Here is a 25,840-nt window from a genome sequence, read left to right on the forward strand (position 1 = left end):
AGGTCAGGCGGCCCGACTGTCGTACATGCTGGAGATGATCTTCCAGCAGGTCGAATTGAGGCTGAGCAGCGCGCGCCCGGCCGTGAAGGGCGAAGCCGCAAGATCGGCGAGTTCCGCCTCGGGCGTCCTGGCGAGATCGATCGTGCCGGTCGATTCGCCATGACGGAAGGCCAGATGCGCCCCGAACTTCCTGGCGAGGGCCCGCATCGCGTGATTCTCGGCGCCCGTTGTGACGCGCAGGCGCTTGTAGCCTTTCCAGCGCGCCTCCGCGATCAGGCGGCGGAACAGCACGGTGCCGACACCCTGACGCCGCGCGGAGGCTTCCACGCTGAAGGCGACTTCAGGCAAGGCCTCACCTTCCGGCGGATGCAGCTCTGCTGCACCACGGACCACGCCGTCGACGATATAGGCGACGATCACGGTGCCGTCCTCGGCGCAGCGGGCGGCGTAACGCTCGATGAATGAGTCGTCGAGAAAGCCGTTGAAACGGTCGTGCCGACTTCCGGCATCGAGCCTCAGCAGATGATCGCGCAGGAGCGGCAATTCTTCCTGCTGGATCAAGGTCCGCACATAGCCTGGAGCGGTGCGGACGGTCTCTTCAAGTACCACGTCAAAACTCCTCTTGGTGTCCCTCGAGGAGGCGTTCGAATCCCTAGGCCCCCTATATTGTGCATCGCAGCATCTTTTGCAAGACGAGGACCTGCCCAACTTAGAGGCACGGGAGACGACCAATTCGTTAATAAAATCAACGCTCCGTAGTCTTACAGGATAAGCTGGGTCTGGGTGACGACGGCGACCAGCTTGCCGTCCTCGGTCTCCAGCCGGGTGGTCCAGACCTGGGTCCGCCGGCCCCGATGGACCGGGGTCGCGATGGCGATGACCATGATTCCCTCCCTCGCCCCGCCGATGAAATTGGTCTTGCTCTCTAGCGTGGTCGTGCCCTTGGCATCCTCAGGCAGGTTGATCACGGTCGCGGCCGCGCCGACGGAATCCGCCAGCGCCATCACCGCGCCGCCATGGATGGTGTGGTGAAGCGTGCAGAGATCGGGACGGACCATCATGCGCGCGACCACGCGGTCCTTCCCTGCCTCGACGAACTCGACGCCCTTGAGCTCGGCGAACGGCATCTTCATCGCTTTAAGTTTCTCGAGCGGCGTCATCAAAAGTCCTCCCAATCGATTGTTGTCCCAGCGTGAATTGCTTCGGGCGGCAAAACAATGACGTCAGAGGTCATGGCCGCCGTGACATCGCCGCGGCATTTGCGCATATGGAACGCCATGCGCCACTTCCCGCCCCGCCGCATCGTCTGCCTGACCGAAGAGACCGTCGAAACGCTGTACATGCTCGGCGAGCAGGACCGCATCGTCGGCGTGTCCGGCTACGCCGTCCGCCCGCCCCAGGTGCGGCGGGAGAAGCCGCGGGTCTCGGCGTTCGTCTCCGCGGACATTCCAAAGATCCTGGCGCTGGAACCGGACCTTGTGCTGGCCTTCTCCGATCTCCAGGCTGGCATCGTCGCCGACCTCGTGCGTGCCGGCGTCAATGTCCACGTCTTCAACCAGCGCGACGTCGCCGGGATTTTGGCGATGATCCGCACGCTCGGTGCGCTGGTCGGCGCGCCCCAACGCGCGGAGGAACTCGCGCAAGGTATGGAACTGCGCCTGGCGGGGATCGCCGCATCACCCCGCCCCTCGCCGCGGCCGAGAGTTTACTTCGAGGAATGGGACGATCCGTTGATCTCGGGCATCGGCTGGGTGTCGGAGTTGATCGAGATCGCCGGCGGAACGGACATCTTTCCGGAGCTGCGACATCAGCAAGCGGCGAAGGATCGCATCGTTGCGGCGGAGGCCGTGCGTGAGGCGGCGCCCGATGTCATTCTCGCATCATGGTGCGGCAAGAAGGTCGTCCCTGGCCGCATCTGCGCGCGCGATGGCTGGAGCGACATCCCGGCCGTCCGCGACAACCGCATCATCGAGATCAAATCGCCGATCATTCTGCAACCGGGACCGGCGGCGCTGACGGACGGGCTGGATACGATCGTGACGGCGCTGTGGGGATGAGCACAAATAGCGCGGCCACCGACACTCTCATGTCCCGGACGCGCTGCAACGCCCCTGCGTTGCTGCGCAGAGCCGGGACCCGTCTCGCGACGGAGCACGGTGCGGAACGGACCCCGGCTCTGCAGCGCATCACGCCGCAAGTGCGGCGCGCCGCGCTGCGTCCGGGGCACGGCTTCCCTCACGTCACCACATTCACCACCTGATATTCCGGCCGCCGCCAGACCTCGCCCGCGATCACCTCCTCGATGATCTCCGCCGCCTGCACGATCTCGCTCTCGCCAATGTACAACGGCGTCATCCCGAACCGCATGATGTCAGGCGCGCGGAAATCGCCGATGACGCCGCGCGCGATCAGGGCCTGCATCGCGGCGTAGCCGCCGTCGAAGGCGAAGGAGACCTGTGAGCCGCGGCGGTCATGCGCGCGCGGGGTCACCAGCTTCAGAGTCGGACAGCGGCGTTCGACTTCGGCGATCAGCAAGTCGCCGAGCGCCAACGAACGCGTACGGACCTCTGCCATATCGACGCGGTCCCAGATGTCGAGCGAGGCCTCCAGCGCCGCCATTGCCAGCACCGGCGGTGTGCCGACGCGCATGCGTTCGACACCGCCGGCGGCCGCATAACCAAGCTCGAACGCAAATGGCTTTGCATGCCCCATCCACCCCGACAGCGCAGCGCGCGCGCTGTCGGCGTGGCGCGGCGCGACGTAGAGGAAGGCCGGTGCCCCGGGGCCGGCGTTGAGATATTTGTAGGTGCACCCCGCCGCGAAATCGGCGCCGCTCCCGGCGAGATCGACCGGCATCGCGCCGGCGGAATGCGCGAGATCCCAGACCGTGACGATGCCGAGCGCATGTGCCATTGCGGTGAGCTTCGCCATGTCGTGGCGGCGACCGGTGCGATAGTCGATCTCGGTGATGTAGAGGACGGCGATCTTTTCCGACAATGCGGCTTCGATCTCTTCCGGCGCCACCAGACGCAATTGATGGCCGCGTCCGAGCGTCGCGATCAGGCCTTCGGCCATGTAGAGGTCGGTTGGGAAATTGCCGGTGTCCGACAGGACGACCTTGCGGGGCGCGTTCATGTCGAGCGCGGCGGCAAGGGCCTGATAGACCTTGAGCGACAGCGTATCACCCACCATCACCGAGCCGGCTTCCGCGCCGATCAGCCGGGCGATGCGATCGCCGACATGGCGCGGCTGCGCGTACCAGCCCGCGCTGTTCCAGGCGCGGATCAGCTCATTGCCCCACTCGGTCGTGATGACGCGGTTGACGCGCTCGGCCACGCCCAGCGGCAGCGCGCCGAGCGAATTGCCGTCGAGATAGATCACGCCTTCAGGCAGATGGAACAGGGCTTTGGTGTCGTCATAGACGCGATATCTTGTCATGGATATTTCTTGGGCATTTCTACAGAATTGTTCGCACACGCCAGAGTTCGGGAAACAGCTCGACCTCCAGCATGCGTTTGAGGTAGCTGACGCCGCCGGTGCCGCCGGTGCCGCGCTTGAAGCCGATGACGCGCTCGACCGTCGTGACATGGTTGAAGCGCCAGCGGCGAAAATAGTCCTCGAAGTCGACCAGTTTTTCGGCGAGCTCGTAGAGCATCCAATGCGTCTCCGGTGCCTCGTAGACGACGCGCCAGGCCTGCAGCACGCCTTCGTTGAAGCTGTGGGTCTCGCGGACGTCGCGCGCCAGCACCGCCGGCGGCATCTTGAGCCCGTTGCGGTCGGCGAGCCTGAGCACCTCGTCATAGAGGCTGGGCGTCGCCAGTTCGGCTTCGAGCAGCTTCGTCGTCGCCACATCGTGCGCATGCGGCTTGAGCATGGCGTGGTTGCGGTTGCCGAGCAGGAATTCGATCAGCCGGTACTGGCGCGACTGGAAACCGGAGGACTGTCCGAGCTGCGAACGGAAACGGGTATATTCGCTCGGCGTCATCGTGCGCAGCACGTCCCAGGCGTTGTTGAGTTGCTCGAAGATGCGCGACATCCGCGCCAGCATCTTCATGGCGGGCTGCACCTCGTCCCCCGCGATGGCACGGCGTGCGGCACTCAGTTCGTGGATGGCGAGGCGCATCCACAGCTCCGTGGTCTGATGCTGGATGATGAACAGCATCTCGTCATGCGCTTCCGACAGCGGATGCTGCGCACCCAGGATCGCGTCCAGCGCGAGGTAGTCGCCATAGGACATCCGCCGGGCGAAATCGGTCTCGGCCCCTTCGCTGGTGGGATCGTAATCGCTGGACGTCATGGACAAGCCCTTTCGATCGATCTTCCCCGGCTTTGCTCAGTCGAGGCCGATCAGGCGCGCGGTGATCGGCGATGACGGATCCTTCAGTCCGTCGATCACGGTGAAATGGTTGAGCCCGGGATCGACGACGAGGCGCGTCGGCACGTCGAAGCCGGTCCAGACATTGGCCATCAGGTCGGACTGACGGATGAATTCCGGCCGCTCGCTGCCGCCGACCCAGGCCGTGACGGACGAATGCCCGCGCGGCAGATGCAGCGCCGCGCTTTCGAGCGCCGCCTCCTCCATGGTCATGCGCAGCGTCTCGTTCATCTTCGTCTTCAGCAGCGGACGCAGATCATGCAGGCCACTGATCGAGAGCGTTCCGGCGATGCGGTTGTAGACGGCGGGCTCCAGCGGGCTGTCGTCGCACAGCATGCGCGTGACGAGATGGCCGCCGGCGGAGTGGCCGGCGAGCCGGATCGGCCCGGAGACGAGCGAGGCCGCCTTGGCGATCGCCGCGGCGATCTCGGCGGTGATGTCGCAGATGCGTGCGGTCGGCGTCAGCGTGTAGCTCGGCAGCGCCACCGTCCAGCCATGATGGCGCGCGCCTTCAGCGAGATCAGTCCAGGTCGATTTGTCGAAGCGCATCCAGTAGCCGCCATGGACGAAGACGACGAGGCCCTTGCCGTCGCCGTCGGGCAGGATCAGGTCGAGGCGCTGACGCTCGCCGGCGCCATAGGCGATGTCGGCGCGAAAATCCTTCAGCCCGGCGCGGTAGGCGGCCGCCCGCTCAGCCCATTGTCCAGGCATCTTGTCCGAGCCGGGGATGTGGGCCGAGTTGGCGTAAGCATCATCCCAATCGCGCATCGTAACTCCCAGAGGACTCGTCCAGCGAACCGGGCGCCAGTCTGCCACCGGTCAGGCCAGCATCCTAGTCTTTCTTTTAAGCTTAAAGCATCTAGCAGTTCGTGCCTTGGCCGAGCGACGATTGGTTGGGCACGTTCCCCGGGCGCAGCGCAGCGTGCAACGATGCGCTGCTGAACCGGGGTCCAGCGCCTCTGCCGCAACATGGGTCCCGGCTCGGCGACGCACCGCTTCGCGCTGCACCGCGTCCGGGACACCAGACCTTACGCCTTCTCCACCCCGCACCATTCCGCGATGAACAGCGCCATCGCCTTGGTCGTCTTCTTGAGCGAGGCCAGGTCGACGAACTCGTTGAAGCCGTGCATCTCGCCGCCGCTGGCGCCGAAGCAGAGGCTCGGGATGCCGTGGTTGAGGCCGTAGAAGCGCGTGTCGGTCAGCGCGGTGAAGACGAGATCCTCTGGCACGCCGCCATAGACCTTGTCGAACGCCTTGCTGAACGCGGCCTCCGGCGCGGCGGCATCGGTCAGCTCATAGCCTTCCGACAGGAAGCCCGACCATTCGATCTCCGGCGGATTGTTGGCGAGGAAGCGGTGGTTGCGCGCCGCAGCGGCGACGCAGGCCGCAATCTCCTTCTGGTGATCGGCGATCGACCAGCCCGGCAGCACCGCGATCCGGCAGTCGACGTCGCACCAGGCCGGCACGCTGGAGGCCCAATCGCCGCCCTTGATGATGCCCGGGTTGAAGTTGATGGGATGGTTCAGCGTCTTGAAGTGCCTGTCAGCCTTGGCGCGCTCGTTCCATTCGATCTCGAGCTTTTGCAGCGCCTGGATCAGATGATAGGCGGCCATGATCGCGTTCGCGCCGGAGCCGGCAAACGCGACATGGGTCGGATGCCCCTTCACGCGCAGGCGAAACCAGATCACGCCGACCTGCGAGCGCACCATCTTGCCGCCGGTCGGCTCCGGAATGAAGCAGGCGTCCGCGCGGTAGCCGCGCTGCAGCGTTGAGAGCGCGCCGACGCCCGTGCTCTCCTCCTCGATCACCGACTGGAAGTGAATCCGCGCCGTCGGCTTGAGACCCGCGGCCTTGATCGCATCGAGCGCATAGAGCGCGCCGATGGTGCCCGACTTCATGTCGCAGGCGCCGCGGCCGAACATCTTGCCGTCCTTGATGACGGGCGAGAACGGCGGCGTGTCCCACAATTCCAGGGGGCCTGCGGGCACGACGTCGCAGTGGCCCTGCAGGATCAGCGATTTGCCGCCGTTGGTTTGCGGACGGTAGGTGCCCACCACCGAACGCGCCTTGGAGAAATCATGCTCGATCGGACCGAAGCCGCGCAGATCCTTGAGGTCGTCGACATCGATGTGCCAGTCGTCGACCTCGTAGCCGCGTTGGCGCAGGAGGTCGCCGATCATGTCCTGGCACGGCCCCTCCGCCCCACGGGTCGAGGGGATTGCAACGAAATCGCGGGTGGTGGCGAGCTGGGCCTCGAAGCCGGCGTCGACGGCGTCAAGAATCCTCTGCTGCGTTTCGGCATTCATCAGGCAACTCCAGGCATTCCAATGGTCCCAAGGAGTGCGCAAGCTAGCCGATTTCAGCCGTTCGGGTACTCCACAAAATATGCATCCCGCAATGCATCTTCGAGCAGGCGGCCTTCCGAATAGCCATTCAGCGTCGCAGGCCGCGTCACGCCGTCGCGCAGGCGCGGGCACGGCTCCGGCGCGCCGAGCACCGTACGCACCGGGATGCGCTCGGCATAGATCGGCAACGCATAGTCCTCGTCGTCGTCAGCAACACCCTTGGCCCGTATCTTGGCCGAGGCTTCCTCGATCTCCATCGCAATGAAGGATGTCGCCTTGATCTCCTGCGTGTTGCTGGCCCGCAGGCTCGCGGTGCGATCCGGGAAGAAGCGGTCGACCATAGCGATCACCGCGCGCTCCTTCTCCTCGGGGTCGGTGACGAGATAGGCGGTGCCGAACGCCATCACCGCGCGGTAGTCGGCGGAGTGATTGAAGCCGCAGCGCGCCAGCACGAGGCTGTCGAGATGAGCCACCGTCAGACACACGCGCTCGCCTTTGGTCTGGTTACGCAACATCCGGCTTGCGCTCGAGCCGTGCCAGTAGAGCTTGGTGCCCTCGCGCCAGAAGAAGGTCGGCGTGCAATAGGGCTGGCCGTCGATCGCATAGGAGACATGGCACAGCATCGAGGAATCCAGGATGCGATGGACGGTTTCGTGATCGTAGAAGCCGCGGTCGTGCCGACGCTTCACCTGGTTGCGCGCCGATGTCGGATAGGAATTGCTGGTCTCAGTCTGGCTCACGGCCGCTCCTGATCGGATTGGAATGATCCGAAGCAGTTGTAGCGGCGCATTTGGTCTGCGATAGTTCCAATTCCATGCGAAATATTCCGACCAATTCCCCCTCCTCGCCGGCCAAGTCTTCCTTGCCGACAAAGTCTTCCTTGCCGACAAAGACCGAGCTGCCGCTCGACCTTACCGGCCCGCACGTCACGCCAGGCGCCTCCGCCGCACACCGGCTCTATCAGGCGCTGTGCGAGATGATCGTCTCCGGCCTCGTCAAGCCCGGCGAGCCGCTGCCGCCGTCGCGCACGCTGGCCGGGCAGACCGGCTTTCGCCGCAACGCCGTCGTCATCGCCTATGAGCGCCTGATCGCCGACGGCTTCGCCGAGGCGACCGTCGGCTCGGGAACGTACGTCGCCGCGCGCATTCCAGCGCGCACGGCCGAGCCGAGCAAGCCGAAGGCCCTCGTCGAAACGCCGGGGCAAGGCGCGTTCGCGCTCGGCTGCACCCATATCGACGAACGCGCGGTGCAGCGCTTCCGCGCTTTCGTCGGCCGGCGCATGCGCGCATTCGGGTCGGAGCACCTTCACTATGGCGATCCCCGCGGCAGCCGCGAGCTGCGCGCGGCGATCGCCGATCATCTGTTGTCGGCGCGAGGGCTGCGCTGCGACCCCGACCAGATCATGCTGACATCGGGGACCCTGCACGCACTGCGGATCGTGCTGAGCGCGATCCTGAAGGCTGGCGACCAGGTCTGGTGCGAAGATCCGGGTTACCCCGCCGCGCGAAAAACCATCGCGCATTGCGGCTATCGCACCGTGTCCGTTCCGGTCGACGAGCACGGCTTGCGTGTCGCCAAGGGACGCACGGACGGCCCCAACGCGCGCGCGGCCTATGTCACGCCATCGCATCAATTTCCGCTGGGCGTGCAGATGTCGATGCCGCGGCGGCTCGAGCTGCTGGACTGGGCGAGGCAAGCCGGCGCTTTCGTGCTGGAGGACGATTACGACAGCGAGTTTCGCTATGACGGCGCACCGCTGATGTCGCTCGCGGGCATCGACCGCCTCCAGCGCGTGATCTACCTCGGCACGTTCGCCAAGACGCTGTTTCCCGGCCTGCGCATCGGCTATTGCGCCCTGCCCGAACGCCTGATCGCTGATGTGACGGCTGCGCGCGCGGCGCTCGACCGCTTCCCCGCCACGCTGATGGAAGGCGCGGTGGCCGACATGCTCAATTCCGGCGCGTTCGCCGCCAACCTCAAGCGCGTGCGAAAACTCTATCGCGACGCCCGCGATGTGCTGGCCGAAACGCTGGAAGCCGCATCCGATGGCGCGCTATCGGTGCCGGTGCCATCCCAAGGCCTGCATCTCGTCGCCCGGTTTGATCGCTCGGTCGACCTTTCGGTGGCAGCGCGGGCCAAGCAGGCGGCCGGCGCGGAAGGCTGGCTCTTGGCCGACACCTATTCGCGCGCGCGCCCTCTGCCCGGCTTCGTGCTGGGATTTTCCGGCCACGCGGTTCCACAGCTGATCGCCGCCGCCGAACGGCTCGCAAGGGAATCGCGCGCCGCCCTGCGCACGAGGAACAAGACGGCCCGGCGGCCCTGACAAAGGTTCACTATCAGAATCGCGAGCCTGTCCTTACATTGCGGTATCAATGCCGGGATCTTTCGCCATGCTTTTCCGCCGTGCAGCTTGCCTCTCAGTCCTGATCTCCGCCGCGCTCGTGACGACGGCGCATGCCGTCACGGTCGGACGCGAGCAGGACATCGTCGATCTCAAGCTTGGTCAGCGCGTGCAAGTGGATGACGGAACCTGTCCCGCCGGACAGGTCAAGGAAGTGCGCGGAACGAAGATGACCGACAAGGGCGTCGCGCGCACCAGCGCCTGCGTGCCGCGGTACGGTCCGAAGACGAAATAGTTACTGCTTCGCCGGATCGAACATGCACTGCAAGGTCGGCTTGGCGATCTTGGTGAAGGTCGGACCGATCTCGCCCTGCTTGGACGCCGGCACCCAGTCGGTCTCGATGGTGGGCACGCCAGTCTCGCTGATGCCGCGCAACAGCGCTTCGCGCAGATCGCGGTCCTCGACGGCCGCTGCGGCGTGATCGTGCAGGCAGCCGCAGACTTCCTCGGGATGTTCCCAACGCCCGAGCATCCGCGGCGCGCACTGGCGCACGAACTCAGTGCGGGGATCCGGTAACCTCGAGGGCGCGCGCACCTGCGCCTGGGCGGCACTGATCGTCAGAACGGACACGAACGCAGCGGCGCAAAATCGAACGATCATGACGGCCTTTATCGGCTGATTTTCTTGTTGTTGATCAGAAGCGCGCGGCAACCACGATCGACTGCGACGCCGTGGGGGTGATCGGCGAGCCGCTGTACTGGAAGGTGCCGACACCGGGGAGACCGCCGTCCGGCGCGCCCGCGAACGAAGAGCCTGCGATCACCAAACCGAAGGCAAGGATGAAGCTGAGCGCGCGCATGGTCTTGTCTCCCAATTCGGTGGTCGGCGATGCGCCGTCGTTCGTTGTGAAGCTCATAACCATGGGCGGTTTCGCGCGTGATGCGCCAAAAGCGCAAAATGGTTTCATCTTGCGTGAGAATTGTTTCGTCGAGCCCGAGACGACGACATAATTCTCCGAAAACACCAATCTTTTCAGATGGGTCTCTCCGCAGTTCAAAGTAGCCTGCCAAGTTCCGGCTGCGGTGCGCGACCACACCAGACGCAGCCGCCGTCATGCTCCCGCCTTACCCGCTTCACACGCATTTTACGTTTTTCTGCTGAATGGAACGGCAAACGAAGGCTGGGTCGAACCGAGGGCACGTCGGCCGCGACCCAAGCCATCGAAGCCAGGACGCCCGGATCATCGGGCGCGTTCACTTGAGGGATGGCCATGATGGTGGCGCAAGATCGCGCAATGTCGCGCGAGGCGAACCAACGGACGGACCGCGGAGATCAACGGTCGAATCGCGTCGTCTCAGCCGGCGCAATGGCGTTGCAGTCTGGCCGCGGCTTTGAAGCCGCGCCACAAGCGTTCGTGCGGCTGACCGGCTCGCACCTTGTCAAACCGCAGGCCAGCCGCGCTGAGTGAAACGCTAGCGCGTCACTCCGTGAAGAACTCGCCGCACTTCTGGACGTTTGCGTCCGCCGGTCCCCACGGCATGATCGGCACGGTCGAGGTCGAGTTCTTCGGCGAGCCCTCGATCAGCCTGTCCGAATAGACCATGTAGACCAGCACGTTGCGCTTGGTGTCACAGCCGCGCACGATCTGCATCTTCTTGAAGAACAGCGAGCGGCGCCTGCGGAACATGTCGTCGCCCTGCTCCATCTTGGTCTTGAACTTGATCGGGCCGACCTGGCGACAGGCCAGCGAGATGTCCGAGACCTCCTCGGCAAGGCCCAGCCAGCCCTTGAAGCCGCCCTTCTCCGGTACGGTGAAATGACAAGCGACTCCCTCGACTTCGGGATCGTCGAGACCATAGGTCGCGAGCTTGTCGTTCGGACTCATCCATTTGAACACGGTGGAGCGGCGGAAGATCAGATCGGGCTCGTCGGCAGCCGAAGCGGACGCCGCCGGCACGACCAGGGCAAGGAGGAAGAAAGCTAAGCCTTTCAAGCGGATGCCGGAAAGACCGAGGAAACGAGATGACATGAAGTTCTCCGGTAACAAGTCGCCACAATGTAGGTATGAGGCAGCCGCTCAGGAAGACAACGGACAGACGAGCGCGGCCGCCGTTTACCGCTCCGTGAGGCTTTTTTGCTACGACTTGGACAAATGTAGCTGATGGCAGAACCGCCCTGCTGGTGAACGCGTATTCCCTCTGCGAGACTAACTTCTGATTTGGATTATGGATTCGAGGATGAACAGCGTGAACGGGTCGGGTTTTTCTGCCAAGCCGGCGCGGCTGTGGCAGGTCGCCATTTTGACGGCGGCGGGTGCGATCGGCACGACCAGCCAGGCTGACGCAGCATTTTATTATTGGACGGATTATTCCGACGGGTCCTATTACGCCCGGCAGGACCGGCATCCCGAGATACCGCGCCAGAAGCCGCAGAAGCGCGGCGCTGCCGTGAAGAAAGAGGCTGTCGCCGAGAAGGAAGCCGGCACCAAGCCACAAGGGCCGCTCGTCATCGTCGTCTCGATCGACCGGCAAAAGGTCACGGTCTACGACACCAAGGGTGTGTTCGCGGAATCTCCGGTGTCGACAGGCATGAAGGGCCATTCGACGCCGATGGGTGTGTTCAGCGTCATCCAGAAGCACAAATTCCACCACTCCAACATCTATAGCGGCGCGCCGATGCCGTACATGCAGCGGATCACCTGGTCTGGTGTCGCCATGCATGCCGGCGTGCTGCCGGGCTATCCGGCCTCGCATGGCTGCATCCGCATGCCGATGGCGTTCGCGGTGAAGATGTGGAACTGGACCAGGATGGGCGCGCGCGTCATCGTCGCGCCCGGCGAGATGACGCCGCACAGCTTCTCCCATCCCCTGCTCGCCTCCGTGCGCGTGCCGCCGCAGCCTGCCGTCAACCTGGAGCCGCAGACCAATGTCGGCGACAAGGCCGACAAGGGCGCCGCGCTAACCAAAGCCGCCGACACCAAGCCCACCGAGACCAAAACTGCCAGCGCCGACAGCGTGCTCGAGCTGCGCACCTCCGTCGGTCACGCCGTGATGTCGGATGTGACCACGGGCAATGCGTCAGCCCGCGAGGAAGCCGCCGCACCGGCCGACAAGGCCAAGACGGCCGAGGCATCTGACGCGGCCAAGCCGCAGCCGGAGGAAGCCGCCAAGCCGGCTGGCGACGACAGGCCCGCCACCGACAAGGTCGAAGCCGTCAAGGCCGAGCCGGCCAAGACCGAAGCCGCGGACCCCGCGAAGACGCCCGATGCGCCGGCTGCGCTCGCCGCCTCGCCCGACGCGAAGAAGGACGAGAGTCGTGTTGCCGAACCGGCGGCCGCAAAACCAGAAGCGCCCAAGCGGGCCGGCCAGATCGCCGTCTTCATCAGCCGCAAGGATTCCAAGCTCTACGTGCGGCAGAATTTTGCACCGCTGTTCGAGGTGCCGGTGACGATCGCCACCAGCGAGCGGCCGCTCGGCACGCATATCTTCACCGCCGAGCTCGACAAGTCCGATTCCAATGCGCTGCGTTGGTCGGTGGTGTCGCTGCCGGTCTCCGCCCGTTCGGCGGCCCGCGAGGACGACGGCCGGCTCACGCGCCGCCAGCGTGGCGCTGCCGTGATCCCCGTTGCCGCCAAGCCTGCGACCGCCAAGCCGGTAGTCACCCCCGATAGCCCTGCCGAGGCACTCGACCGCATTGCGATCCCTGCGGACAGCATGGCGAAGATCAACGAGATGCTGACGTCGGGCGGCTCCATCATCATCTCCGACCAGGGCATCAACCAGGGCGAGACCGGCGAAGGCACCGACTTCATCGTCCGCCTGTACTGACCTGTTTCACGGCGCCCCGATAACGCGGTGTTGACGAGGCAGGTCGCACCGGGGGAGTAACATGCGGCCCGGATCATTTCGGGGGACGCCGTCATGATGAATCGCAGAACCATGCTCACCACGGCGCTTGCAGGCATGCTCGCGCCGGCAACGCGCGCGTTCGCCGATGGCGGCATGAGCCGCATCTCGGCCTATGCCTTCTCCTTCCCCGCTCTGTCCGGCGACGACATCCGGCTTGCCGCCTTCACCGGCAAACCGCTGCTGGTGGTCAACACGGCCTCGCTCTGTGGCTACACGCCGCAATATGCCGGCCTGCAAGAGATCTGGAACGAGTTTCGCGTCCGTGGACTCACCGTGATCGGCGTGCCCTCCAACGATTTCGGTGGCCAGGAGCCCGGCGGCAGCAGCGAGATCACCGAGACCGCGCACCACCAATATGGTGTTACCTTTCCGATCGCAGCCAAGGCGAACGTCGTCGGCGCGAAGGCGCATCCATTCTACAAATGGGCCGCCGAGGCGCGCCCGCGCGAAGTTCCGCGCTGGAACTTCCATAAATATCTGATCGGCCGCGACGGCTACATCGCCGAGGTCTTTCCGTCCGCGGTCGAACCGGCCGACACGCGGATCAAGACGGCCATTGCCAGGGCGCTGGCCGACAGTTGACGCGCGGCGCCCCAATCCGGCTGGGCACAATTGTGGCGGGATGCCAAACAGCCGTTGCAATGGCGAAGGCCCTCCATCTAGGCTAGGATCGTTTGGGGCAGGACGGTTTTGCCGAAGGCGAAAAGCAGCGGCGGAACAACGGGATCAATCTCGAGGACAACACCATGCGTGTGGCGGCAGGACTGATTTTGGCAAGCGCGATGTCGGTTGCGATGACCGGCGCAGCATGGTCGCAGACCCCGGCCGCAAAGCCCGCAGCGGCGACGCAAGCCGCACCCGCGGCGACGCCGGCCGCAGCCGCGCCTGCTGCCGCTTCGCCAGCTGCTCCCCCGGCCGCCGCCGCGCCGGCAGGCTTCGTCAATCCGCCCCCGCCCAAGCAGGCGCCGCAACCGGCTCGCGCGGCCTGCAACACGCCGGGCGCGCTCGGGGTTGCCCGCACCGTCGAGATCGACACCACGGGCGGTCCCGGCTTCGGCTTCGAGCACTTCAAGGAGCTCGACTTTCTGCGCGACAAGGAGGTGGTGCTGACCTTCGACGACGGACCCTGGCCCAAGAACACGCCCGCCGTGCTGAAGGCGCTCGCCGACGAATGCACCACCGGCATCTTTTTCTCGATCGGCAAGCACGCGACCTACGAGCCGGAGATCCTGAAGCAGGTCTATGCGGCCGGCCACACCGTGGGCACCCACACCTGGTCGCACGCCAATCTCAACAACAAGAAGCTCAACGAAGCGCAGCGCAAGGAAGAGATCGAGAAGGGCCTGTCCGCGGTGAAGTGGGCGCTCGGCGGCATCTCGCCCTCGCCGTTCTTCCGCTTCCCGGCACTTCAGCATCCGCCGGAGATGGTCACCTATCTCGGCAACCGCAACACCGCGATCTTCTCCTGCGACATCGACTCCTTCGACTTCAAGGCCTCCAAGCCCGAGAAGGTGGTGGAGACCGTGATGAAGAAGCTCGACACCAAGGGCAAGGGCATCATCCTGATGCACGACTTCCAGAAGCACACGGCGGAGGCCCTGCCCGAGCTGCTCAAGCGCCTGAAGGCCGGCGGCTACAAGGTGGTGGCGATGCGCGCCAAATTCCCGGCCTCGTCGCTGCCGGAGTACGACCAGGAGCTGCTCAAGGACGCCAAGCTGCCGACGGTGAGCCAGCGCCCGGTCAATTCCGTGGTGACGACCGTTTCCGAATAGACGGCAATTGTCTTTCCGTATCGAAGGCTACGTCATCGTCTCGGCGGACGGCATGCTCGCCGACGCGAGCCACGTCATGCCCGACAGCCTGAAGTTCGACGGCGACAAGTTGTTCTTCGAGCAGGCGCTCGATCGCGCCGCGCTGATCGTGCACGGCCGCAACTCGCATGAGCAGCAGCCGAACTCGCCGAAGCGCAAGCGGCTGATCCTGACCCGCAAGATCAAGGTGCTCACCGTCGATCCGGAGATGCCGAACGCGACGCTGTGGAATCCGGAACAGGCGAGCTTCGAGGAGGCCTGCGCCTTTGCCGATGTCACCACCGGCATGGTCGCCGTCATCGGCGGCCCCGCCGTGTTCGAGATGTTCATGGGCCGCTACGATACCTTCTGGCTGTCGGAAGCCCCGCATGTGCGCCTGCCCGGCGGCGAAGGCTGCTTCGTCGGCGTGCCGGCGCGGACGCCGCGGGAGGTGCTGACGTCCCACGGGATGCAGCCTGATGCGCCGTATCTGCTCGACGCGGCGCATGAGGTGACCGTAACTCCGTGGCGCCGAACGTAGGCCCTCAGACGTCCCCGTAGGCCGCCTCGGCCGGACGCGTGGTGCGGCCGTATCCCATGATCATGAACAAGGCGCCGATGATCGACAGGTTCTTCAGCGCGTCGACCACCATCTTGGCATTGTCGGGCGGCGCCTGGTTCCAGAAATCGTCGAACAGCACGGTCGCGACCGCGACATAGACGATCATCAGCATCGCGAAGAACCGCGCGCCGAAATTCAGCGCGATCATCAGCCCCGCGATGATCTCGAGCGCGCCGACCGCGATCGCCAGCAGTTGCGGCGTGGTCATGGCGGTGGCCGTCTCCACCTGCTTGGCGTAAGGCGCGACGATGTCGGGCACCACGACCTTGGTGGCGATGAAGTCGGCGGTCGCCTGGATGGCAAAGAGCTTGGTCGCGCCCGTGTAGATGAACAGCACGGCGAACAGGATTCGCCCGAAAGTCACGAACGCTGGCATGATCGGCCTCTTGGCAAAGCGCTAAGCACGGAACGCGCAAGGATTATGAAGAGTTGCGCGCCGCTTTACAAACGGGGAAATGGAGAACTGTTTTGAAAAGATTGAGCCTGCAAGGCTCGGGCGGTGCGCTCCCTCGCCCCGTTCTTACGGGGAGAGGGTTGGGGTGAGGCGCCGCTTCCGCAATCACGGTGAGAACTGGATTCGCGGAGAGCCCCCTCACCCGGAATTTGCTATCGCAAATTCCGGCCTCTCCCCGCACGCGGGGAGAGGCGAAGACGACGCTGCAGTCCGCCCTTACGTGAACAGCGTCGGCTGCCGTGCGGCGCGCTCCTGCGCTTCGACCACAGCGACGGCTGTCATGTTGAGGATGCCGCGCGCCGTCACCGACGGCGTCAGGATATGCGCCGGGCGCGCCGGGCCGATCAGGATCGGGCCGACGGGCAGCGCGTCCGCCAGCGACTTGATCATCTGATAGGCGACGTTGGCGGTGTCGAGCGTCGGCATGATCAGGATGTTGGCCTCGCCCTCGAGATTGGAATGCGGCAGCACCATTTTCCGCGCGGCCGCCGAAAGTGCCGTGTCGCCCTGCATCTCGCCGTCGGCCTCGATCTCCGGATGCTTTTCCTTGAGCAGCTGGGTCGCGCGGCGCATCTTGCGCGAGGAATCGGTGTCGTAGCTTCCGAAATCCGAGTGCGAGACGAAGGCGATCTTCGGCTTGATGTTGAAACGCTGGACGTGGACCGCGGCGAGCGATGCGATCTCGGCAAGCTCCTCCGCGCTCGGATTGGGGCGAACTTGCGTGTCGGCGATGAAGAAGGCGCCCTTGCTGGTGATCAGCAGCGCCAGCGCCGCGTAGTCGCTGATGCCCGGGCAAAAACCAACGATCTCGCGGACATGGCGCAGATGGCTCATGTAGCGGCCCTCGACGCCGCAGAGCATCGCATCCGCCTCCCCGCGCGTCACCGCGAGCGCAGCGATGACCGTGTTGTTGGTACGCACCACCGTGCGCGCCGCATCCGGCGTCACGCCGCGGCGGCCGGCGACCTCGACATAGGACTGCACGTAGGAACGGTAGCGCGGATCGTCCTCGGGATTGACGAGGTCGAAATCCTTGCCGGCGCGGATCGAGAGGCCGAAGCGCTTGATGCGCGCCTCTACGACCGAAGGACGGCCGACCAGGATCGGCCGCGCCAGGTTCTCCTCAAGCACCACCTGCGTGGCCCTCAGCACGCGCTCGTCCTCGCCTTCGGCGTAGATCACGCGGACCGGCTGGGTCTTGGCCTTGGCGAACATCGGCTTCATGACGAGGCCGGAGCGGAAGGCGAAGCGCTCGAGCAGCGCGGTGTATTCGTCGAAATTGGTGATGGGGCGCGTCGCGACGCCGGACTCCATCGCCGCCTTCGCCACCGCCGGCGAGATGCGCAGGATCAATCTGGGATCAAAGGGGCTGGGGATCAGCGAACCCGGCCCAAAACCTTGCGTCTCGCCGGTGTCAAAACCCTGCGCGACCGCGTCCGACGGCGCCTCGCGCGCCAGCTGCGCGATGGCCTCGACGGCGGCGTGCTTCATCTCCTCGTTGATGGCGCTGGCACCGACGTCGAGCGCACCGCGGAAGATGAAGGGGAAGCAGAGAACGTTGTTGACCTGGTTCGGATAGTCCGAGCGGCCGGTGCAGATCATGGCGTCAGGGCGCACCTTCCGCGCCTCCTCCGGCATGATCTCCGGGGTCGGGTTCGCGAGCGCCATGATGAGCGGCTTGTCGCCCATCGCCTTGGCCATCTCCGGCTTGAGCACGCCCGGCGCCGAGAGACCGATGAAGATGTCGGCACCGCCGATGACGTCGCCGAGCGTGCGCTTGTCGGTCTTCTGCGCATAGACCGCCTTCCAGCGGTCCATCGTGGTGTTGCGGCCCTCGTGCACGAGGCCGTCGATGTCGCACACCCAGATGTTCTTGCGCTGCGCGCCCATCGACACGAGCAGATTGAGTGTCGCGATCGCGGCAGCCCCTGCTCCCGACGCCACGATCTTGACGTCGGAGAGCTTCTTTCCGTTGAGTCGCAGGGCGTTGGTGACGGCGGCGGCGACGATGATGGCGGTGCCGTGCTGATCGTCATGGAAGACCGGGATCTTCATGCGCTCTTTGAGCTGCGCCTCGATCTCGAAGCATTCCGGCCCGCGGATGTCTTCCAGATTGATGCCGCCGAAGGTCGGCTCGAGCGCCGCCACGGTTTCGACCACGCGCTCGATGGTGTCGGCGGCGATCTCGATATCGAACACGTCGATGCCGGCGAACTTCTTGAACAGGACCGCCTTGCCTTCCATCACCGGCTTGGAGGCCAGCGGTCCGATATTGCCGAGGCCGAGCACGGCGGTACCGTTGGAGACCACGGCAACCAGATTGGCGCGGGTCGTCAGCGTGGCGGCTTCCGCCGGGTTCTTGGCGATCTCGGTGCAGGCCGCGGCAACGCCCGGCGAATAGGCCAGCGCGAGGTCGCGCTGGTTGGCAAGCGGCTTGCTTGCCTGGATCTCGAGCTTTCCGGGGCGCGGCAGACGGTGGTAGGCGAGCGCCGCCTGGTGGAGATCATCAGAATAGGACGACATGCGGTGTTTCGCCTCGCGTTACCGGCCTCAAAATGCACGATCCGAAAGCGGCTGTCCAAGCGGACCGTATTTCCGGGTCATGGAAACGGGATGAAGCACGCCGGGCGCCCCGGTGGCAACATCCGATTGCGCGCCCATCAACAGGGCGCGCGGTCAAATATTTGAAAACCATAGCTTTCCCTGGACCACGCGGCGTTTCGCGAATATGGCAGGTTGCGCGGTGCAAAATGAGCAACTGGAGCTGGGAATGAAGCGAATCCTGATCGGCCTGATCGCACTTGCCGTGCTCGGCGCGGGCGGATGGCTTGGCTTCAACCTCTATGTCCAGCACCGGGCGACGAGCGAGGTCGAGACGGCCTTCGAGCAGATCCGCGCAGGCGGCGGCAAGGCGAGCCACGGCAAGATCGGGTTCGAGCTCGGGACCCGGACGCTGACGATCGAGGACATCAGTGTCGAGCCCGCCCAGCCACAGCTCGCCAACGTCAAGGTCGCAAAGGTCACGGCCGTCGGCGTACGCCAGCCGGATGAGGCCCGTTTCACGGCCGACAGCATTGAGGTGTCCGGGGTCGAGATCGCCTTCACGGCTACCGAGCGGGCGAAGCTGAAAGCAAACTACAAGATCCCGCAGATCAGCGCGCGCGATTTTTCCGGTCCGACCCGTGCAGCCGCCGCGCCGCTGTCCGGCTCGATCATCGACATGTACCGCTTCATGCTCGCGCAATACGCGACAGTTTCGGCATCCTCGATCGCGGTGCCGACCGTCGCGGTCAACGTCGATGCGGGCACCGGCAACGCCGGCGGCGGCGATTATGTCTATTCCGGTCTGTCGGTCCAGAACGTCAACCGCGGCAAGATCGAAACGGCGAAGACGGACCGCATCACCTATTCGCTCGACCTCACCCAGCCGGGCAAACCCGCGAAGATGACCGGCGAGCTGTCCGGCCTGGCCGCTTACGATTTCGACGCAACCGCCATAAGGGCCGCGCTCGATCAGCAAGGGTCGAGCGACGACAGTTTTCACAAGGTCTATCGACGCATCTCGGTCAATTCGTATGTGGTGACGACGGCTCCGGGCGTGCGCGTGCAGGTCGACGGCATCAGCTTCGACGACATCGCGATCCGGCCCTCGAAATTCCGCCCGGCAGGGATCATCGCCCTGGTGCCGGCTGACGGCACGATCCTGACGCCGGCGCAGTCGCGCGACATGATCGAGAAGGTGGCCGACTTCTTCGAGGGCTTCCAGATCGGCAAGGTCGAAATCGGCAAGCAAACAGTCGAGACGCCGCAAGGAACGGGGCGGCTCAGCGCGATCAAATACGATCAGGACACCATCGCGCTGGAAGGCCTCGACATGCCGCTGCCGCAGGGCCAGCTCAAGATGGAGCGCTTCGCGCTGAAATCCTTCAGCGCGGCAAATCTGATGCGCTGGGCGGCAAGCCTTAGAACGCCCGGGCAACCGCCCTCGCCTGATCAGATGCTCGGCCTGTTCCGGGTGCTCGAAGGCGCCGAGATCAAGGGCGTGGTCTCGCCCTACAAGAATACGCGGCAGCTCGTCACCATCGACACGATCAGCCTGAGCTGGGGGCAATTGGTCGGATCGATTCCGAGCAAGGCTAGTCTGGTCGTGAAGATGGTCGCTCCCACCGATCCCTCGAATCCGGCGCAGCTGCCGCTGACCATGGCCGGCATCGACAAGCTCGCGATCAACCTCGATCTCGGCGCGGCCTGGACGGAATCGTCGGGCGCCTTTGCGTTTGCGCCTGCCACGATCGATCTCGGCAACCTCGCCAAGGCGCAAGGCCGCCTCGCGCTCGCCAACGTGCCGCGCGGCCTGTTCACGACGGATCCGGCGCAGGCCATGAGCCAGGCCGGGCAAATCGAGACCGGCCCGATCGAGCTCTCCTTGCACGACAGCGGCGTGGTCGATCTCGTCGTGGCCCAGTTCGCGCGCATGCAGAATGTCAGCCGCGACACCGCACGCAGCGCCATCGTCGAGATGATCCGGGCGCAAGGCGAGAAGATCGCGGCCTCCAATCTCGATGCCAAGGCCGCGGTCGATGCGTTCGCCGGCTTCGTCGAGACGTCAGGCCAGACGCTCACCATCAAGCTGACCCCGCTCGGCAAGCTGCCGGTGCTTCAGCTCATGGATGCCCTGAACAGCGAGCCGGCGATCGCACTCGCGCGGTTCAGGATCGAGGCGTCGACGGGGTTGTAGGCAGAGCCGGGACCCAGAATGCTTGTCGTTCGCCGAGACATGGGCCCCGGCTCTGCAGCGCACCGCTGAACTGGACGATGCTTCGCATCGCCAAGGAAGCGCTGCGCTGCGTCCGGGGCACGCCCCCCTCACTTCTGCGGCAGGTTCACCCGCACATGCAGCTCGCGGAGCTGCTTCGTCGTGGCTTCCGACGGTGCGCCCATCAGGAGGTCCATGGCCTGCTGGTTCATCGGGAACAGCGAGATCTCGCGCAAATTCGTGGTGCCGCACAGCAGCATCACGATGCGGTCGACGCCCGCGGCCATGCCGCCATGCGGCGGGGCGCCGTACTGGAAGGCGCGGTACATGCCGCCGAAGCGGTCAACCACCTCCTGCTCGCCATAGCCCGCGATCTCGAACGCCTTCACCATCGCTTCCGGCACGTGGTTGCGGATGCCGCCCGATGCGATCTCGTAGCCGTTGCAGGTGATGTCGTACTGGAACGCCTTGATGGTGAGCGGGTCCTGGCCCTTCAGCGCATCGAGGCCGCCCTGCGGCATCGAGAACGGGTTGTGCGAGAAGTCGACCTTCTTGTCGTCCTCGTTGTACTCGTACATCGGGAAGTCGACGATCCAGGCGAGCTCGAACCGCTCCTTGTCGGTGAGGTTCAATTCCTCGCCGACCTTGTTGCGGGCCAATCCTGAGAACTTCCAGAACTTGTCGGGATCGCCGGCGACGAAGAAGGCGGCATCGCCTTCCTTGGTGCCGAGTTGGTCGCGGATCGCTCTCGCCCGGGTCACTCCCATGTTGTTCGCAATCGGACCGGCGGCCTCGCCGCCCTCGCGCCACATGATGTAGCCGAGGCCGGGCTGGCCCTCGCCTTGCGCCCACGAGTTCATGCGGTCGCAGAACGCGCGGCTGCCACCGCCCGGCGCGGGGATCGCCCAGACCTGGTTCTTGGGGTCCTGGAGCATGCGCGCGAACACCTTGAAGTCGGAGTCGCGGAAATGCTCGGAGACGTCCTGCATCTCGATGGGGTTGCGCAGGTCCGGCTTGTCGCTGCCGTATTTGCGGAGCGCTTCGGCGAATGGAATCCGGCGCCAGTTCTTGCTCACCGGCTTACCCTTGGCGAACTCCTCGAACACGCCGGTGATCACGGGCTCCATCGCCGCGAACACGTCTTCCTGCGTGACGAAGCTCATCTCGACGTCGAGCTGGTAGAACTCGCCCGGCAGACGGTCGGCGCGCGGGTCCTCGTCGCGGAAGCAGGGCGCGATCTGGAAGTAGCGGTCGAAGCCCGACATCATCAAGAGCTGCTTGTACTGCTGCGGCGCCTGCGGCAGCGCGTAGAATTTTCCCGGATGGATGCGCGAGGGCACCAGGAAGTCGCGCGCGCCTTCCGGCGAGGACGCCGTCAGGATCGGGGTGTTGAACTCGAAGAAGCCCTGCCCCTCCATGCGCCGGCGCATCGACTTGATGATCTCGACGCGCGTCATGATGTTCTGGTGCAGCTTCTCCCGGCGCAAATCGAGGAAGCGGTACTTCAGGCGGATGTCTTCAGGATATTCCTGGTCGCCGAACACCGGCAGCGGCAAATCGCCGGCTGGGCCCAGCACCTCGATCTCGCTGACATAGATCTCGATCTTGCCGGTCGGCAGATCGTCGTTGTCGGTGCCCTCGGGGCGGCGGCGGGCCTTGCCGTCCATCCGCACCACGAATTCCGAGCGCAATTTTTCGGCCAGCGAGAACGCCGGCGAGTCCGGATCGACCACGCACTGGGTCAGGCCGTAATGGTCGCGCAGGTCGATGAACAGCACGCCGCCATGGTCGCGAACGCGATGGACCCAGCCTGACAGGCGGACCGTCTCGCCGATGTTGCTCTCGCGGAGTGCGCCGCATGTATGTGACCGGTAGCGATGCATGGTCGTCCCAAAAATGATGTCGGAGGAAGCGAATCGAACGGCCTGTCATGACCGGTCCGAGATTGCGGCAGGGTTTACCCGACGAGACCCGAGGCGGCAACCAAGGGAACGGGCTGTTTTGGGCTCGGAAGGCCCATTTTTGGCCGATCTGACCTCAAGCCTTTGCCATCAGGCGTTCCCCGCCTATCTTTACCTCCATGACCGTTCATTTCCCCTTCCAGAACTCCTATTCGGCGCTGCCGGACAGCTTCTTTGCCCGCGTCGCGCCGACCCCTGTCGCCGCCCCCCGGCTGATCAAGCTGAACCGGCCGCTGGCGGTTCAGCTCGGGCTCGACCCTGATATGCTGGAGACCCCGGAAGGCGCTGCGATCCTGGCCGGCAAGACGGTTCCCAACGGCGCCGATCCCATCGCCATGGCCTATGCCGGTCACCAGTTCGGGCAGTTCGTGCCTCAGCTCGGCGATGGCCGCGCCATCCTGCTCGGCGAGGTCCTCGACAAAGACGGCATCCGTCGCGACATCCAGCTCAAGGGATCAGGCCCCACCCCGTTCTCCCGCCGCGGCGACGGCCGCGCCGCGCTCGGGCCGGTCTTGCGCGAATACATCGTCAGTGAAGCCATGTATGCGCTGGGCATTCCGACCACGCGCTCGCTTGCCGCCGTCGTCACCGGCGAGCACGTCATTCGCGAGACCGCGCTGCCCGGCGCGGTGCTGACGCGTATCGCCTCCAGCCATATCCGGGTCGGCACCTTCCAGTTCTTCGCCGTCCGCCGCGACACCGACGCGATCCGCCGGCTCGCCGACCACGTCATCACCAGGCACTATCCGGAGCTGCGCGACGTGGAGCGGCCCTATCACGCGCTGCTCGCCGGCGTCGTCGCGCGCCAGGCCGATCTCGTCGCGCGCTGGCTGCTGGTCGGCTTCATCCATGGCGTGATGAACACCGACAACAGCTCCATTTCCGGCGAGACCATCGACTACGGCCCTTGCGCCTTCATGGACGCCTACAACCCTTCGCAGGTCTTCTCCTCGATCGACGAGATGGGCCGCTACGCCTACGCCAACCAGCCGCGCATCGCGCTGTGGAATCTGACGCGCCTCGCCGAATGCCTGCTGCCGCTGTTCTCGGACGAGCAGGAGAAGGCGGTTGCCGAAGCCCAGGACATTCTCGGCGCGTTCTCAGACCAGTTCAGCGCCGCCTATCAGGCGGGTTTGCGCAAAAAGGTCGGCCTGTTCACGGAGCGCGACGGCGACGAAGCGCTGATCCAGGACCTGTTAGATGCCATGGCGAAGAACCAGGCCGACTTCACCCTCACCTTCCGCAAGCTGGGCGACGCCGCCGTTGATGACAGTGCGGATGCGCGCGCGCAGTTCATGGAGCCCGCGGCCTTCGACGAATGGGCCGGCCGCTGGCGCGCCCGCATCACGCTGGAGCCGCAGACCGCAGCCGAGCGGCAGGCGGCCATGCACGCCGTCAATCCCATGTTCATCCCCCGCAACCACCGCGTCGAGGCCGTGATCCAGGCCGCGGTCAACGACGACAATTACGCGCCGTTCGAGGAGCTGGTGAAGGTGCTGGCGAAACCGTTCGACGACCAGCCGGATTACGCCGCCTATGCCGATCCTCCGCTGCCGGACCAGCGGGTGCTGCGGACGTTCTGCGGGACGTAGCCACAAACCCGGTGCGTAGGGTGGATTAGCCGAAGGCGTAATCCACCACTTCTCTCGAAGCCGGAAAGTAAAGAGGTGGATTACGCTTCGCTAATCCACCCTACAGATTGGCGCGGCTATTACGTCCGCTCTCCGAACTCGCCGATGAACTGAGTGTCTCCGCCCCAATCCTCCGGAAGCAGTCCTGCACGAACATCGCGGTGAAATGACGAATACGGCCAGTCGCAGACTCGCGACACATGCCCGTGCTTGACGGGATTGTAATAACAATACTCGACGTGGCGGGCGTAGTCGGCCTCGTCCCGGATCAGGTGCTCCCAGAACCGTCGCTGCCATATGCCGCGTTCATTCCGTGAGAAACGGACAGCGCTCAGCCGCTCGGTCACCGGGAGCGCTTTGGCGAAACGAGACTTGATCAAGCGCCAGCGCACCGAAAAATCGGCGTCGCCCGACGGCAGCTTCCAGATTGCGTGGAGATGGTCCGGCAGAACCACGAAAGCATCGATTGCGAAGGGGTGGCTCTGTCGCGTTGCGGCGACCGCGTCTCGTAGGCTCTCAATCTGGTCGGTCAAAAGAGCTTTCCGCCGATCGAGCAGGTTCACGGTAAAGAACCAGCATCCTCCCGGGACGAATGCGCGGCGATAGTCGGACATCGCCCATCGATAGCACAACTTGAAGTTGGCTCACACAGTGGTGGATTACGCCTTCGGCTAATCCACCCTACGAAGCGAGCACTGTGGACGCAGGAACCGCTGTCATCAAACTGAAACACACCCGCTCTAACCGCCTGTCAGGGTCGCCTTGCCGGAAGCGCCCATCCTCCAACCGTCCTGACAAAGCGCGCCATGCCCTTCAAATTCATCCACATCACCGACACGCATCTGGCGAACCCCGGGCTGAAGATCTATGGCCTCGACCCGCGCGCGCGGCTGGACGCGGCGATTGCCGACATCAACAAGCATCAGTCCGACGCTGCGTTCGCGGTCGTGACCGGCGACCTCACCCATTGGGGCGAGGCTGACTCCTACGCCAATTTCGCCGACGCGATGTCGGCGCTGAACATCCCTCACATCGCGATGGTCGGCAATCACGACCGCCGCGTGACTTGCCTCGATAGCCTGAAGGCCGCACCGCGCGATTCAAACGGATTCGTGCAGGGCACGCGCACCACCGAGCACGGCCTGTTCGTCTTCCTCGACACGCTGGACGAGACCAGCCACGCCGGCGAGATGTGCGCCAAGCGCTTCGACTGGCTCGCGAAGACGCTCGCGGCCGCGCCCGACGACCAGCAATTCGTCGTATTCATGCATCACCCGCCCTTCCCGATCGGCGTGCATGCGATGGACGAGATCGGGCTGAAGCAGAGCGCCGAATTTTCCGAGGTGATTGCGCCCTATCGCGCGCGCATCCGCCATCTCTTCTTCGGCCATGTGCACCGGCCGATCTTCGGCAGTTTTGGCAAGATCCCGTTCTCGACGCTGCGCGGCACCAACCATCAGGTCTGGTTCGAGCTCGACGCGAACGCGCCTCACCTCGCAAGCCACGAGCCGCCGGCCTATGGCGTCGTGCTGATCGACGACGAGAATCTCGTCGTGCACAGCCACGACTTCCTCGACGAAAGTCTGCGCTTCCCGTTCGAACCACCCGTGGGAACGGACGGCCGCGACTATGCACTCAATTTCCCGGCGCGGTGAG

General features: G+C 64.9%; 24 protein-coding genes. 10 read left to right on the plus strand and 14 right to left on the minus strand.

Translation table 11 applies throughout. The features are described 5' to 3' along the window. Positions 1–3: 3 nt before the first annotated feature. Positions 4–609, minus strand: a complete 606-nt coding sequence (locus tag AABA86_RS11810; protein WP_338306848.1) for a GNAT family N-acetyltransferase — start codon at positions 607–609, stop codon at positions 4–6. Between the two features lie 152 nt (positions 610–761). Then, on the minus strand, positions 762–1,160 hold the full coding sequence (locus AABA86_RS11815; RefSeq protein ID WP_338306849.1) for a PaaI family thioesterase: 399 nt from the start codon (positions 1,158–1,160) through the stop codon (positions 762–764). 117 nt (positions 1,161–1,277) lie between these two features. Between AABA86_RS11815 and AABA86_RS11820 the strand changes: the two genes are divergently transcribed. Continuing rightward, positions 1,278–2,057 carry a cobalamin-binding protein gene (locus AABA86_RS11820; protein ID WP_212245250.1) on the plus strand — a complete coding sequence of 260 codons (780 nt, stop codon included), beginning with the start codon at positions 1,278–1,280 and terminating at the stop codon, positions 2,055–2,057. 178 nt (positions 2,058–2,235) lie between these two features. Here the strand turns inward: AABA86_RS11820 and kynU are convergent, their stop codons facing one another. The 5 genes from kynU to AABA86_RS11845 all read right to left on the minus strand — a co-directional run bounded on the left by kynU (position 2,236) and on the right by AABA86_RS11845 (position 7,460). Then, positions 2,236–3,438 carry a kynureninase gene (gene kynU / locus AABA86_RS11825; protein ID WP_338306851.1) on the minus strand — a complete coding sequence of 401 codons (1,203 nt, stop codon included), beginning with the start codon at positions 3,436–3,438 and terminating at the stop codon, positions 2,236–2,238. Positions 3,439–3,457: 19 nt separating this feature from the next. Further along, a complete protein-coding gene (gene kynA, locus AABA86_RS11830; RefSeq protein ID WP_338306853.1) occupies positions 3,458–4,297 on the minus strand; it encodes a tryptophan 2,3-dioxygenase in 840 nt (279 codons plus the stop codon). Between the two features lie 36 nt (positions 4,298–4,333). Beyond that, complete coding sequence (locus AABA86_RS11835; protein WP_338306855.1) at positions 4,334–5,143, minus strand: alpha/beta hydrolase; 810 nt, start codon at positions 5,141–5,143, stop codon at positions 4,334–4,336. A gap of 260 nt (positions 5,144–5,403) precedes the next feature. After that, entirely contained in the window at positions 5,404–6,681 is a 1,278-nt protein-coding gene (locus tag AABA86_RS11840; protein WP_338306856.1) for an ArgE/DapE family deacylase, read from the minus strand. Between the two features lie 53 nt (positions 6,682–6,734). Continuing rightward, entirely contained in the window at positions 6,735–7,460 is a 726-nt protein-coding gene (locus AABA86_RS11845; RefSeq protein WP_338306857.1) for a pyridoxamine 5'-phosphate oxidase family protein, read from the minus strand. Positions 7,461–7,534: 74 nt separating this feature from the next. Between AABA86_RS11845 and pdxR the strand changes: the two genes are divergently transcribed. Beyond that, positions 7,535–9,043, plus strand: coding sequence for a MocR-like pyridoxine biosynthesis transcription factor PdxR (gene pdxR, locus AABA86_RS11850; RefSeq protein ID WP_338306858.1), 1,509 nt, complete (start codon positions 7,535–7,537; stop codon positions 9,041–9,043). 67 nt (positions 9,044–9,110) lie between these two features. Continuing rightward, on the plus strand, positions 9,111–9,356 hold the full coding sequence (locus AABA86_RS11855; RefSeq protein ID WP_212244637.1) for a DUF6719 family protein: 246 nt from the start codon (positions 9,111–9,113) through the stop codon (positions 9,354–9,356). Here the strand turns inward: AABA86_RS11855 and AABA86_RS11860 are convergent, their stop codons facing one another. The 3 genes from AABA86_RS11860 to AABA86_RS11870 form a co-directional block, all read right to left on the minus strand. After that, positions 9,357–9,722 (minus strand): hypothetical protein, encoded by a 366-nt coding sequence (locus AABA86_RS11860; RefSeq protein WP_212244645.1) that lies wholly within the window; start codon positions 9,720–9,722, stop codon positions 9,357–9,359. Positions 9,723–9,756: 34 nt separating this feature from the next. Next, complete coding sequence (locus tag AABA86_RS11865; RefSeq protein ID WP_338306860.1) at positions 9,757–10,158, minus strand: hypothetical protein; 402 nt, start codon at positions 10,156–10,158, stop codon at positions 9,757–9,759. Between the two features lie 384 nt (positions 10,159–10,542). Then, complete coding sequence (locus AABA86_RS11870) at positions 10,543–11,091, minus strand: CreA family protein (RefSeq protein WP_212244647.1); 549 nt, start codon at positions 11,089–11,091, stop codon at positions 10,543–10,545. Positions 11,092–11,299: 208 nt separating this feature from the next. On the opposite strand from AABA86_RS11870, the gene AABA86_RS11875 reads away from it, so the two are divergent. The 4 genes from AABA86_RS11875 (at position 11,300) to AABA86_RS11890 (ending at position 15,301) form a co-directional block, all read left to right on the plus strand. Further along, a complete protein-coding gene (locus AABA86_RS11875; RefSeq protein WP_338306862.1) occupies positions 11,300–12,889 on the plus strand; it encodes a L,D-transpeptidase in 1,590 nt (529 codons plus the stop codon). A 93-nt stretch (positions 12,890–12,982) separates the two neighbouring features. Beyond that, the gene (locus AABA86_RS11880) at positions 12,983–13,552 is read left to right on the plus strand and encodes a glutathione peroxidase (protein WP_338306863.1); all 570 of its coding nucleotides are present in this window, start codon (positions 12,983–12,985) and stop codon (positions 13,550–13,552) included. A gap of 164 nt (positions 13,553–13,716) precedes the next feature. After that, entirely contained in the window at positions 13,717–14,742 is a 1,026-nt protein-coding gene (locus AABA86_RS11885; RefSeq protein ID WP_338306864.1) for a polysaccharide deacetylase family protein, read from the plus strand. A 7-nt stretch (positions 14,743–14,749) separates the two neighbouring features. Continuing rightward, positions 14,750–15,301: a dihydrofolate reductase gene (locus tag AABA86_RS11890; protein ID WP_338306865.1), complete on the plus strand. Its 552-nt coding sequence runs from the start codon at positions 14,750–14,752 to the stop codon at positions 15,299–15,301. 4 nt (positions 15,302–15,305) lie between these two features. Here the strand turns inward: AABA86_RS11890 and AABA86_RS11895 are convergent, their stop codons facing one another. After that, the gene (locus AABA86_RS11895; protein ID WP_338306866.1) at positions 15,306–15,758 is read right to left on the minus strand and encodes a DoxX family protein; all 453 of its coding nucleotides are present in this window, start codon (positions 15,756–15,758) and stop codon (positions 15,306–15,308) included. Between the two features lie 294 nt (positions 15,759–16,052). Next, positions 16,053–18,359 carry an NADP-dependent malic enzyme gene (locus tag AABA86_RS11900; RefSeq protein ID WP_212244659.1) on the minus strand — a complete coding sequence of 769 codons (2,307 nt, stop codon included), beginning with the start codon at positions 18,357–18,359 and terminating at the stop codon, positions 16,053–16,055. A gap of 247 nt (positions 18,360–18,606) precedes the next feature. Between AABA86_RS11900 and AABA86_RS11905 the strand changes: the two genes are divergently transcribed. Further along, a complete protein-coding gene (locus AABA86_RS11905; protein WP_338306868.1) occupies positions 18,607–20,574 on the plus strand; it encodes a hypothetical protein in 1,968 nt (655 codons plus the stop codon). Between the two features lie 128 nt (positions 20,575–20,702). On the opposite strand, the gene aspS is transcribed toward AABA86_RS11905, so the two are convergent. Further along, entirely contained in the window at positions 20,703–22,475 is a 1,773-nt protein-coding gene (gene aspS / locus AABA86_RS11910; RefSeq protein ID WP_338306870.1) for an aspartate--tRNA ligase, read from the minus strand. A gap of 197 nt (positions 22,476–22,672) precedes the next feature. Here aspS and AABA86_RS11915 point away from each other — a divergent pair, with 197 nt between their 5' ends. Continuing rightward, complete coding sequence (locus tag AABA86_RS11915; protein WP_338306871.1) at positions 22,673–24,145, plus strand: protein adenylyltransferase SelO; 1,473 nt, start codon at positions 22,673–22,675, stop codon at positions 24,143–24,145. Positions 24,146–24,264: 119 nt separating this feature from the next. Here AABA86_RS11915 and AABA86_RS11920 read toward each other — a convergent pair whose 3' ends face one another. Then, positions 24,265–24,798, minus strand: a complete 534-nt coding sequence (locus tag AABA86_RS11920; RefSeq protein WP_338306872.1) for an REP-associated tyrosine transposase — start codon at positions 24,796–24,798, stop codon at positions 24,265–24,267. Between the two features lie 192 nt (positions 24,799–24,990). Here AABA86_RS11920 and AABA86_RS11925 point away from each other — a divergent pair, with 192 nt between their 5' ends. Continuing rightward, positions 24,991–25,839 (plus strand): phosphodiesterase, encoded by an 849-nt coding sequence (locus AABA86_RS11925; RefSeq protein ID WP_338306873.1) that lies wholly within the window; start codon positions 24,991–24,993, stop codon positions 25,837–25,839. The last annotated feature ends 1 nt before the right edge of the window (position 25,840 follow it).

Source organism: Bradyrhizobium sp. TM233 (assembly GCF_036247965.1).
In the GTDB taxonomy this organism is placed as follows: Bacteria; Pseudomonadota; Alphaproteobacteria; order Rhizobiales; family Xanthobacteraceae; genus Bradyrhizobium; species Bradyrhizobium ottawaense.